Source organism: Fervidicola ferrireducens, from assembly GCF_001562425.1.
Classification (GTDB): domain Bacteria; phylum Bacillota; class Thermosediminibacteria; order Thermosediminibacterales; family Thermosediminibacteraceae; genus Fervidicola; species Fervidicola ferrireducens.
On sequence record NZ_LOED01000053.1, the window covers coordinates 1 to 12,116 of the forward strand.

Below are 12,116 nucleotides of genomic sequence, written 5' to 3' on the forward strand. Positions count from 1 at the left end.
AGTTGAAGGAAATAGTGGGGAAGACATACGTTAGCCCGAAAGAATGCAGACGTATACTCCACAACGAAGGAATGGTCGTCATATACAACAGCCTATATCATCAGAATTAGAAGTTGCGGACGCATTCATCTCCATCTTATAGAAGATGGAGCCTTCCGCGTATTGAGGTGATAAAAAGCCTCTTAAATACAGGAAAAGAAAAAAGGCCGCCCGCACTTGCCCCCTTCGTGGAGTGCATGGGCGGCTCTTTTTTTTAAGATTGAGGGGGGATGTCTTCTTGATAGGAGAGTATGCTGGCTATATCAGCCTTTTGCTAATCATTTTTTTGGCTATTGGGGCAAGTTACTGGGATATTAAGTATAGGAAAATACCCAATAAGCTGACGTTTCCGATGATGCTTGCCGGAATGGTAATCGGGTTTATCCAGGGCGGTCCCGCAGGTTTTATGGAGAACATTAAGGGATTATTGGTTGGATTTGCTTTTTTGTTGGCATTCTATCTAACCATAGGCGGGATTGGAGAAGGCGATATAAAACTTCTAGCCGCTTTTGGCGCGCTTGGAGGACCGGCGTACGTAGTGAAAGCCGCCATATATGGGGTAATCTTCGGGGGTATATACGCCGTTCTGTACCTTCTGTTTAAGAGAAAATTAATTGCTACGCTAAAATGGATAGCATTACTATTGCCCGGGCTGGTCTGTAAAGACATTCGGGAAAGTATATCGTATGCTGACGAGACGATGCCGTATGGCCCATTTCTGGCGGCAGGGGCGGTGTTGGCTCTATTTCTGGCATAGGAGAGGGTCACTTATGTTCTCGCTGATTAAAAAACAAAACGGGCAAACCATGTTAGAAGCTGCAATTGTCTTACCATTGATAGTATTTGTAATGTTTGCTATTATAGTCTATGGATTTGCATTAAATTCCAAAATAGCGGTGATAACTGCAGCGCGTGAAGGGGCAAGGACTTACGCCGTGTATAAAAACGAAAATCTCATGAGGGACAGTGTAGAAAAACAGCTTAAAACGGCAATCCCCATGTCATCCAGTAAGTTTGCCCAAAGCTTCAATAAATATAGCGACATACAATATAGCGTGGATCCGATTACGAAATGCGTGACCGTTACCGTCACGTTTCGCCAGCCAACTTACATCCCAGGATTGATGCGGCTCTTGGGAGGCGGTAATATCGGCAATTACTTTAACCTAAAGGGTAGTGCGGTTTTTAAACTCGAACCCTGATTTGAACTCCTCTCACGAAGGGGTGTTCCCATAATGTGTCCGTCAGTAGGCCGCCAAGCAAAAAGATTGGACGGCAAATTCTCAATAGTAGTCCAGGAAACGGGCGAAGTTATTGCAACAGAAGTCTTGTTTGCCCGCACTTTCTTCCAAAGGTTGAAAGGTCTAATGTTTAAAGAACGTATGGACGATGGATGCGCTCTGATTTTAGAACCATGTAACAGCGTCCATACGTTTTTCATGAGGTTTCCCATAGATGTGGCCTTCGTCTCTAAAGAAGGCAGAGTATTGGAGGTGATAAAAGGCATGAAGCCTTTTAGAATAACCAGAATCATAAAGGGGGCGAGATACGTCATAGAAACGCCTGGCGGAACTTTAAAAGCCCTAAATAGGGGGCAGCATGTAAGTTTTATGAATAATAAACGGGAGGGATTTAAGAATGAAAAAATCAATTAGCGTCCTTTTAGTAGTGTTGCTAATTCTAACTTCAGCACTGCCGGTATATGCAATGACTTCGGAGGCTATGTATGACAGCGACAAATGGCTAAAAGAAAATGGCCCGTTCTACTGGGCGATGAAGGATATCGAAGAAGCGGTGGGCTTTGAATTTTTCATCGGCGTGCCAAGGGGCTACACGAATGACCCGTACTGGGGGCCAACGATGAATGCACCCGCCTTTATGCCAGAAGCGAATATAACGAGAGCAGAATTCGCCACTATACTAAGCAGGGCACTGGGAATCGACAATTACCAGGGAGCAGTGAAGGGATTTTCCGACATCAAAGGAAGTGAGTGGTTCGCAAAATACGTGGGTAGCTTGATAGATAAAGGTATAATTAAGCCAGGAGATTACAATGGCAAACTTGTACCGAACGGCCCGATAACGAGAGTTGAAATAGCCACCTGGGTTGCCAGGGCTGCGGAATATTACGGACTGAACATACCGCAAAATACACCCGCGTTCAAAGACGTTAACCCGGACACGAAATACTACGATGAAATATGCAAGGCTGTAGCCCTGGGGATAGTAAGGGGATACCCCGACGGCACGTTCAAGCCCGAAGAAAAAGCAAACCGCGCCGAAGCTGCCAGCATGATTATGCGGTTCGTCCGGCAAATGAAGAAGAACCCGCCGAAGTTCGAAGAGGTTAAAGCTGCGCTGGAAAAGGCAATTAAAGCGACTGATGATTTTTCGAAGGAATATTACACTAGGGATGCAAGAGAAGTAGGATCGGATGCGTTTATGTATGAATATTTCAAAGATTACTTCACCATAGGGAATCTGAGAGCTTATTGGTACGATACCCATAAGCACATAGACTCTAGTGTTGGAAATCTCTTTGGTGGAGGTGCTGAATTAGTATCTGGATATGGCAACCTGAGGGGCGGCGACCCAATGGTAGCGTATGGTATTACAACCGACATAGATGTAAAACCGGTTGAGATGGGAGATAATTGGGCTATTCTGGAAGGGACATTTGTATCGCAGGTCTATACGAGAGATGGGAATATACTGCCAAAAGTCCAATTTGGCGCAAAATTTTATATGAAAAAGGAAGAAGGTAAATGGAAGCTTTCAGATATGAAGGAGACCCGAAAAATAAGAATAATTGTTGAAGAAGAATAAATTTGGGCGGCAAAAGCCGCCTTTTTTATTTTTATTGAGGACTCACAGAAGGGAGGTGCAAAATAGTGGAAATTAAAAGAAAAACACCCAAGAAAGGAGGAATTGCGGTGAAGAAATGGATTGCGGGATTTATTGTAGTTCTGATGGTGGTGGCAGTTTTTATTGAAAATGCGGTTGCAGACTATAAGCATGGTGACTACACCGTACACTGGGCAGGAGGGAATAAGATCGTCGTCACCGACAAAAACGGGAACAAAGTATACGAAGGCGAAGGTATAAGGTCAAGCGACGGTAAGAGGCTTATGTGGGACGGAACATCAAACGTAGACAGCAGCGGGAATAAGACAAGCAAGACGAAAAAAGTTACCGAAAGCGTTAAAGAAAGCGATTTCTCTAAGCCGGGATACGAAGATAGGACGTACGGCATTGGTGGGGCTACACGTTCAAGCTCATCTAGTAGTAATAGCAAGTCTTCTTCCTCCAGTTCGCCCTATGAAGGCACCCAATACTCTAACATGCAGCCGATAATCATAAGGACAGCGGACGGGCGGACGCTCTCAGGCTATGCAAACGTATATGCCCAGAGAGACTCCAGCGGTAACACTTTAGGATATTCTGCCGTACCGGTGACATCAGCTATAGGAAAAGAACTGGCTAAGGCTGGTTTCCAGGTGAAGGATGGAATGGTATTGATCCACTATGGTTCTAGCAATGCCGAGGTTAAGTGGGAAAGCGCTGGTGTGACAGGCCCAAGCGAGTACAACGTCAGCACGACATATAAATCGCCATCCGCTACCGGAGGAGGAGTTATAACAGTTACCATAAAAGGCAGTGGCGAGTCTTCGAGAGATTCCAGAGATTCAAGAGATAGCTCCTATAATGGGGATACTTCTCCCGGAACTTCTGGAACCACTTATATATACGACACTAGATGCCTGCAGGCGTATGCAGATACCTCAGTAATAAAAGCCGGAGGAAAATTAAACGTAACCGCCATAGTAAGCGGCACGACCGATAAAGTCGAAGTAAAGCTTCCATGGGGCGGTACCATTAACCTGACTAAGAAGGATAGCTCAACATTTACGGGTTCTATCGACGTCCCGCAGGATACCTCCAGCGGTGAGTATAACTTCATATTCTCCTCCGACATATCCCAGCCGCCTTACTACCCGGCTCAGACATTTACCGCTACGATAAAGGTAAGGGTTGTGGAGAAGGACGTCCGCAGTTTGGAAGGCGCGCCTGATACGCCCATAGTCAAGGTCGGGAAAGCGCTCCCGCTAACCGCTAAAGTGCAGGGCACCACATCACAGGTCAACGTGTATACTACTTGGGGCGGAACCGGGGTGCTGACGAAACAGCCCGACGGATTATACAAAGGATTCATAATGGTGCCGGTTAACACCGCACCCGGCATTTACCAGATCACATTCGAAGCAAGAATAAGCCAGCCGCCAGACTATCCAGAAGCATTGTACACCGCACAAAGCACTGTAAGGGTTGCGGCCCTGGATGAACCGATGACAGACGAAGGCACTCAAAGCGAAGAAGATGAATACAATTGGTGGACTCCACCCTGGATACAAGGGAGATAAAATTACTAAGGCCCACGCTTTCTTACATAGTGTGGGCCTTAGTTTTTTGTCAACTACCCCCGCTTGTAGAAGCGGGGCTTGTCGGCAGGGGTGAACTGCTGGCAGGTCTGTCACCGGCAGGTAGTTGAACGCGGGTGTGCGGCAGCGGGACATGACGCTCCGGGACGACACTCCCAGTCCCGGTAGACAGCGGTGAAATCCCGTAGCCTTACACAGGGTGCTGCCGCACGCCTCAGGGAGACCCACCACCTTTCAAAAAGGTGCCCGGATCATAGGGCTCCCTCCAAAGGAGGGAGAGTAAACAACACATTTATCTCCATCTTATAGAAGATGGAGTCCTCTGCGTATTGGGGTGATAAACCTATTTTAAAGGAGGTGAGGAACTAAAGCACAAAGGAAGACTGGTGGAGAAAGTAATAAGGGAAAAGAAGGAGGTTGATGTTTAAAATTAAACAAAGGGGGATGAAAAATTGAATAAAGAGCGTTTTTTACAAACCATTGTAGCCGTAATTATTATTTTTTGTATGGTGACATCAACTATACCAATACCTTTCGTTAAGAACAAAATTGCAGCAGGAGCAACCGTAGAATTTTATGATGATATAACGACGACCATTGATTCCTCTAAATGGAAGATAATAGGTGGTGCTTTTGCCGATGGGACTTCTATGCGCGTTGGGAATTCTCGCGACGATTATGACGAAGTGTATAGTGTTCCCACATTTAGTATTCCTTCTTATTTTAAAAAACTAACGGTTGAGTTTCGTGGTGAGGTGCCACCCACTCGGTATGGTTATGTTGGATTTGGTTTGGGTCCTATAGGCTTTATGCATAAGTGGAATGATACTTCACGTACGTATGTAACCGTCGATGGATATGGATACTCTAATGGAGTTGCTCTCGATGCTAAGTATACAGGTATCCACACGTTTAAAATCGAAATTACGTTTGATAAAGCAAAATTCTATATTGATGGTAATCTAAAGGCTACATTATCTCACTCTCTTGCCAATACTGTCCAACAACTTTATGGAAAGTCTTATGATGCATACACTTACCTATACATTGACTGGATTAGGGTAACTAGGGAATCCATTTCTCCAGGTAAACCGCAACTTGTCTACAACAATACTGATCCTTACTGGCAAGCAAGGATTACTTGGAGTACAGCTGATATGCCTGCGGGTACACAGTATGAGCTGTGGAGAGAAACTTACAATTCTAACGGCCAGTTAGAAAAAACCGAACCAATTTATGTAGGGTATAGTAACACTTTTGTTACAGAAGATCAAACATTTGGAAAATATTACGCCTATAAAGTAAGAGCCCGGCTAGAGCAACGTTCCACCACTATCGTTTATTATTCTGAGTATAGCCCGAATACGGTATATTGGACAGTCCCACCAATAAATACTAAAGTGTCTTCTAATTCAATAGTAATGAGCTGGTCATCTGTCTATCCAAATGTCCAGTATAAAATATGGTTCAGAGAAGCGGGAGGAACATGGACAAGCATTGGGACAACTACAAGCACAAGTTATACGATTAATAATGTATCGCCATATTCCAAGAAGTACGAAGTTGCAATATCGCCAGTCCTACCCGAAGGCGGCACGGATTGGTGGTATGCCGTTCAAGCGTCCTTCATGTTAGACAAGCCGCAGCTCAGCTATGATTCATCGCTGCAGTACTATCAGGTTAAAATAACCATGCAGCCCCCAGCAAGCGACCCCACGGCTTCCTACTCAAGCAAAGTCTTCAAGCTTTACAGGAAAACATTTAAGCCCGATGGAAACGTAGAAAAAGACGAGCTGATATATACCGGCACTTCTAATACGTTTAGCACCACGGACTTAACGGCTGGAAAGTATTACAGCTTCAGGTATATCGTAGAATACAGGTCTTCTAGCGGCTCTGTTGTGGCGACGACGCCCACATCGCCGGAAGCAACGTTTTGGACCGCACCGGTAGCTAACGCAACGGCTGGAACACGATCCATCACGTTATCGTGGTCATCCGTATATCCCGGAGTTAACTACGGTATTGTCTATAGAATAACCGGCGGGCAATGGACCACTGCTGGAACTACTGCGGGACTTTCGTATACGATTAACAACTTAGACCCCACAAAATATTATGATGTGGCTTTGTATGCAGCAAATCTCCCGGATGGCGGCAACAGTTGGTACACCGGCGCTAATCCGCTTACGCTGGCACCATTAGCGCAGACACCTTCTTCCGTAACGGTTCAGAGCATTACGCAAACATCGGCCCAAGTTACTGTTGATTCCAGCAACCCATCCGGCACTAAATATACCGTTTGGTATAAACCAGCATCACCATTCCTGGCTGATGGTTCTTTTAGCGTATCAAGCGGCCAACACGTGGGGAATCCCGCAAACACCAATGCAGTAAAGACTCAATTAGGCGGTGGATGGAACGCCTCGACACATTACAACGCTTGCACCATAGAAATTGCCTCGGAATACGGCAACAAATTCCTGAGATTTAAGAGCGATGGAAGCGGCAAATGGGCTGGTGCAACAGCAAATTGGTCGATTAAAGCTGGCAAATGGTACAGGGTGACGGCATGGGCTAGGACCAGCAGCACAACGCCAATTTCCATTTCAAACTATGCAATATACACTGGAGGGTTGAACCCGCAGCTTACATGGAGCAACCTCAAGGCTAGCGACGGATGGGTGATGAGCCAGGTAGTATTCCAGGCGGATCAAGATAGGAGTGGTGCGATTTACCTTTATGGCAATCAAGGCTCTGCAGGAACGACAATTGATTACGATAATATCATCATAGAAGAATTCGACAGCAATCCCGGCAGCGGAGGACCGCAAGGGCTAAAAGTAACATTGTTCAATACCACGTCGCTCTTCAACTCCAAAGGACATCCAACAAACAGGACGGACTTCCTTGCCTTCTTCGACCCAAGCAAGGTAACAAAGATAGGAGAAACCTTTGCCCAGGATGTCTATACCGTAGACCCGAATGCGCCGATGTTCGGCTCTCTAACGGACAAATTCAGCGCCGAATACAAAGGCAAAATATACGCACCGGTGAGCGGAACTTACTGGTTCGCAACAGACTCCGACGATGCCTCCGAAATAGTGATAGACGGTAAGGTGGTTGCAAGTTTTTATGGTGGCAGAGGTGTTAGCAATACCTGGGATATAAAGGGTTCGATATATCTGGAAGCTGGATGGCACGATTTCATCTGCCGCTTCGAAGAAGGTACCGGAGCACAGGCAGCAAGAGCGGGTTGGATGCCACCCGGACAGTCGTCATTTACTCCAATACCTGCCGCTGCTTTCGGAGTAGAAGCAACAGCAGAAACTACGGGGACAGTTACCATTCAGCCGTTAATTCCATCTACTCAGTATAGCGTAAGTGCAGCGGCTCTAAACGTTGCCAATATTCCTTCCGGCTATGCGGCCACAAATTTTGTGACCGTGCCGCTTAAACCGGAAAATATCGAAGTATACTACGGCTCTCTAGGTTGGGATAAATCCGCCGGTAGAGGCTGGGTAAAACTTGAATGGGATCCGGTACCAAATGCTACGGGATATAAAGTATGGGTATTCGATGGAAATACTTATAGGGCTTTTGATGTAGGAAATACTACCGTATGGGATTCCAGAAATGCCAAAATCTATCCTCCAGAGTCGGAACTTGACAGCTACGGCGATAATACGGTTTCGAACGACATATTCAAGCGAGGGACGGGGCTTGATTTGAGAGATACGCCGAACAAGCTGTACAAGAAGACCGTTAATACCTGGGGAAACTACGACAATGCTAATAATTATTGGTTCAGAGTATCGGCCTACAATGGTAGCGGAGATTCGGGATATTCCGACAATGCAAAGACACCAACGCTGCCGAATAGGACGGACACAACCGCCCCAACGGCCAGCATTATTATAAACGACGGGCAAACGGTAGCTCCCGGCAGTAGGGTCAAGATTACAGTAAGCACTAACGATCCTCCAACCAGTAACTACACATCGGATTCGGCGGACGATGCTTCAGGACCTATGTGGGTAATGTTCTCTAACGACGGAACCAATTGGTCGCAAAAATTCCTTATAGACGGCGGAAGAAACCTCGTCGGTACTTCCGGCGCAGATCCGTTCTTCAGGTCGCTTGCAGGCTGGCAGCCTTACGGTAAAGTAAAGCCGCAAATAATCAGCTCCAATGAAGCACAAGCAGGAGGCTCATTCGTGCGCCTTTCCTGGCCGGACGGACCGCAATACCAATTCGAAGGAATCGACCCTGCACAATTTATACAGGGCATAAAACCGGGCCAGACATATACGGTTAAAATCAGATACAGGCTGCAAAACCTCACGCAATCCAATGTAATGTTATACTTCCATTGGCACAAACCCGACGGCAGCATGATAATCAGTGATATAGCTATCGCTTATCCTGACGATGCTGATGGCAAATGGCATGAGGTCGTATATCAAAAGACAGCACCCGCCGGTGTAGATAGGTTATACATCAAAATAGGTATTACCGATCCTAATAAAGGTACCGTTCTAGACGTTGATTATGTCCAAATTACGAGCGGAGAAAACGATCCGGGAATAGTCGATTGGAATACTTCCGGGGTAACGGACACATTCGAGTGGGACCTTGACACTTCAGGTTTCGGGAAAAAGACGGTCTACGCCAAGGTTGAAGATCTTGCAGGAAACGTGAGTACAGTTGTATCAGATGATATATTCTATTACCTTGTAGATGCACAAGCTCCTAACGTTTCGCTTAAAATCAACGATGGAGCAACGGTAACGTATACAAATACCGTAAGATTGACAATTGACGCAAAAGACGATTTAACTCCCGCAGATCAGTTAAGGATGAGATTCTCCAATGATTTCGTGAATTGGACGGCATGGGAAAAATATCAGCCGTACAAGGATTGGGCTTTACCTGGAGGGGACGGTGAAAAAGCGGTATACGTCCAGGTGCAGGACGTTTCCGGCAACATAGGAACGGCATACGCAAAAATTGTGCTGAAAACATCCGGCGGTGGAACGGTGCAGAGTAACAGCGGAGTGTTCTACTCAACAACCGGAAATCCCGGCACAATAACGATAGACGGAAGAACGGTGGCTGTAAGATTTATAAAGGGCAGTGAAGTTGAACTTCGCCTCAATGCACCGGGCGTCACCGAAGTTAGATACAGCCTCGACAACGCAAAATGGCTCCCACCTGAACCGGCATCACCGGTAAAAACCATGACACTACCAGATTGGGAAGGCTTCAAGGCCGTATACGTTAAACTGCCCGATGAATCCGTATACGTAGTCAGGTTCGTCCTAGACCGCACACCGCCTAAACTCGATGCCCATTGGTATGGCAACGCGACCGTGACAAAGAACGGCTCCGCCATGATTATCGTCGATGCATCGGATAACTTCACGCCGCAAGACCAACTGGAATACAGCTTGGACAAGGGCAAAACCTGGAAACCACTAACGGATACAATAACCGTTAGCTTTACGGGTAGCGGTTACGTCTCCGTAACGCTGATGGTGCGTGACAAAGCGGGCAATATTGCCACAAAGACCCTCGGAATATTCAATTTCTAGCGGGGAGAAATTTGAAGTTCTCCCCGCTTTTTTTGTTAGTTCGTTTTTAAGGCAAAAGTAGAAAAACCATGCCCGGGAGGTGGTATCAATAACGAAAAAGGTAAAAAAGATAATAAGCTGTATCACAATTATAACCATCCTAGCGCTTACGTTCTGGGCTATCGCTATCGCCGACGGCTACTACGGGCTATATGGCTTAATAACATTCAGCGAGGATTTTCTCAAAAATGACATGATCGATTTGGACAAGACTACGGCATATATTGAGAACGACCCTCCTGGGACGGTCAGTCTGCCGATGGGTATGACTATAGTCGTTAACGGCCAGAAAATTGTAGCCGCCCATCCGCAAAAATACGAATATTATGTTGTTACACCCGAAAAGGTGGTAAATTACGCGTTCGATGGAGAAGAAATGCGCCACATAAGCCAGAGGGATATACAACTGCAAGGTGCGGTTTCAACTACTTATAGTGAGGATGGGAGCGTCCTTCTGGTAGGGTACGAAGACAAAGTTGCAGTATATGGGTTTACATCAGACGGCCTGCCTAAGAAGATGATGACAAAAACAGTGGGTGGAGAAGTCGTATCGCTTGAGAAAGGTTTCCAAATGGATTTCTGGTTGCTTCTTAAAAACAAAGCGGTGAATTATAAATGGAACGGCAGTGACTACGTAAAAACTTTCGAAGTCTCGGGCTTTACCGATGCCGTGTCGTTCAGCTTCTCACCAACAGCAAATGCCCTCGCGGTAGTCGATCAGGACAGAGTTCGGTATTTTATGTTCAACGGCGAAAGATATGTCGAGATATCTCAGCTGGAAATCGCTAAACCGAACCTGTACGGCATTGCAATAAAACCAAACGGCGATTATATTGTCTTCTCGTGGGATGGGACGCAGTATTATTCAATATCAAACGGCAAAAGCGAATATATAAGCGAGCTTTCAGACCCGCTCGTGGGTATTATATCTATCGTAGATTCACCTTGGGGACAAGCAGACTATATTGCCGTAACGCCTATCGGCATCCTTTACAGAGGTTTCAATAGCGAAGAATTTTCAACAAACTATGCGCTCAGTATAGATGGGACATTCGGCAGCAGGACGTCGCAAGGGATGGGATATTTGGATGAAGCAGAACTTCTTTCGAAACCTATCCCGGCGCAGATACCAGTAAATAAGGTTATATTAAAGGCCGTCCAGCAAGTCCCGCCTAAAACTAGCGTCCAGTATTTTATAAGTACGGATAATGGACAGACGTGGATACCCATAGAGCCTGACGTTAAAACGGCAGTCCCGCAAGGTAACAGCATAATGTATAAAATCGTATTAAAAACTGAAGATGCAAGCGTTACTCCTTCAGTAGATAAGGTTGAAATATTCCAGATAGGAATTAATACGGTTAGGGCAGAAACGCTCGGACAGGGTAAGGTAAAAGTGAGGTTGATTAAATAGCGAGAGCAAAAGGGGAAATCGCCGATGTGCGGAATTATCAGAAAAATTAAAAGGGAAGACGGCTTTGCCCTCGTCTTGGTGGCAGGAGTAATAGCGGTGTTTTTGCTGCTGCTCGGCTTCGGATTGGATATGGGGCGAACATGGCTGTATAGCGGCGGGTTACAAAATGCTATCGATGCAGCAGCGCTGGCAGGGGCAGCAGCAGCTTACGTAAGAATGGAAGTAGACGGCTTGGGTAACGTTTACTCGCAAGAACTTCTGCTGGATCCATTTGTTGCCGAGACGGAGAGTAAGAATGTATTTTACGCAAACGCAGCAAGATTGAATTTAGATGATAAAAAGAGCACTCAGCTAGAAAGTGTCGAGGTAAAAGTAGACCAAAACAGAGTTACCGTAACGGCAAAGATGAGGGTTAAGATGTATCTCCTGCAGCTAGCCGGGTATCAATATATGACGATCACGAAATCTTCAACTGCCGAGTGTATATTAAGTAATTAGAGAAATGGGGGAGAGCGAGGGGGCAGTAATCCCCCTCAATTTATTGAGGGGATACACGGACCCCCTCGCTCTAACATTTACAAACGTTTCGCG

Annotated in this window: 8 protein-coding genes; all 8 read left to right on the top strand. The window is 46.1% G+C overall.

The genetic code is table 11. The features are described 5' to 3' along the window. Positions 1 to 277: 277 nt before the first annotated feature. The 8 genes from AN618_RS11700 (at position 278) to AN618_RS11735 (ending at position 12,023) form a co-directional block, all read left to right on the top strand. A complete protein-coding gene (locus AN618_RS11700) occupies positions 278 to 796 on the top strand; it encodes an A24 family peptidase (protein WP_066355400.1) in 519 nt (172 codons plus the stop codon). A gap of 13 nt (positions 797 to 809) precedes the next feature. Beyond that, positions 810 to 1,241, top strand: coding sequence for a TadE/TadG family type IV pilus assembly protein (locus AN618_RS11705; protein WP_066355403.1), 432 nt, complete (start codon positions 810 to 812; stop codon positions 1,239 to 1,241). Positions 1,242 to 1,274: 33 nt separating this feature from the next. Further along, positions 1,275 to 1,694 carry a DUF192 domain-containing protein gene (locus AN618_RS11710; RefSeq protein WP_066355406.1) on the top strand — a complete coding sequence of 140 codons (420 nt, stop codon included), beginning with the start codon at positions 1,275 to 1,277 and terminating at the stop codon, positions 1,692 to 1,694. Beyond that, positions 1,678 to 2,865: an S-layer homology domain-containing protein gene (locus tag AN618_RS11715; RefSeq protein WP_066355409.1), complete on the top strand. Its 1,188-nt coding sequence runs from the start codon at positions 1,678 to 1,680 to the stop codon at positions 2,863 to 2,865. Before AN618_RS11710 ends, AN618_RS11715 begins: the two co-directional genes overlap by 17 nt. Positions 2,866 to 3,167: 302 nt before the next feature. Further along, complete coding sequence (locus AN618_RS11720) at positions 3,168 to 4,460, top strand: hypothetical protein (RefSeq protein ID WP_157081748.1); 1,293 nt, start codon at positions 3,168 to 3,170, stop codon at positions 4,458 to 4,460. A gap of 1,439 nt (positions 4,461 to 5,899) precedes the next feature. Next, positions 5,900 to 10,072, top strand: coding sequence for a PA14 domain-containing protein (locus AN618_RS11725; protein WP_187694935.1), 4,173 nt, complete (start codon positions 5,900 to 5,902; stop codon positions 10,070 to 10,072). 79 nt (positions 10,073 to 10,151) lie between these two features. Further along, complete coding sequence (locus AN618_RS11730) at positions 10,152 to 11,525, top strand: hypothetical protein (RefSeq protein WP_066355417.1); 1,374 nt, start codon at positions 10,152 to 10,154, stop codon at positions 11,523 to 11,525. A gap of 24 nt (positions 11,526 to 11,549) precedes the next feature. Beyond that, on the top strand, positions 11,550 to 12,023 hold the full coding sequence (locus AN618_RS11735; protein ID WP_066355420.1) for a pilus assembly protein TadG-related protein: 474 nt from the start codon (positions 11,550 to 11,552) through the stop codon (positions 12,021 to 12,023). Positions 12,024 to 12,116 lie beyond the last annotated feature (93 nt).

What these genes read in the sequence shown, in the direction of transcription:
- AN618_RS11705 (WP_066355403.1), top strand. Translation starts at nt 810, where the DNA reads ATGTTCTCGCTGATTAAAAAACAAAACGGGCAAACCATGTTAGAAGCT.
- AN618_RS11710 (WP_066355406.1), top strand. Translation starts at nt 1,275, where the DNA reads ATGTGTCCGTCAGTAGGCCGCCAAGCAAAAAGATTGGACGGCAAATTC.
- AN618_RS11715 (WP_066355409.1), top strand. Translation starts at nt 1,678, where the DNA reads ATGAAAAAATCAATTAGCGTCCTTTTAGTAGTGTTGCTAATTCTAACT.
- AN618_RS11720 (WP_157081748.1), top strand. Translation starts at nt 3,168, where the DNA reads ATGTGGGACGGAACATCAAACGTAGACAGCAGCGGGAATAAGACAAGC.
- AN618_RS11725 (WP_187694935.1), top strand. Translation starts at nt 5,900, where the DNA reads ATGAGCTGGTCATCTGTCTATCCAAATGTCCAGTATAAAATATGGTTC.
- AN618_RS11735 (WP_066355420.1), top strand. Translation starts at nt 11,550, where the DNA reads ATGTGCGGAATTATCAGAAAAATTAAAAGGGAAGACGGCTTTGCCCTC.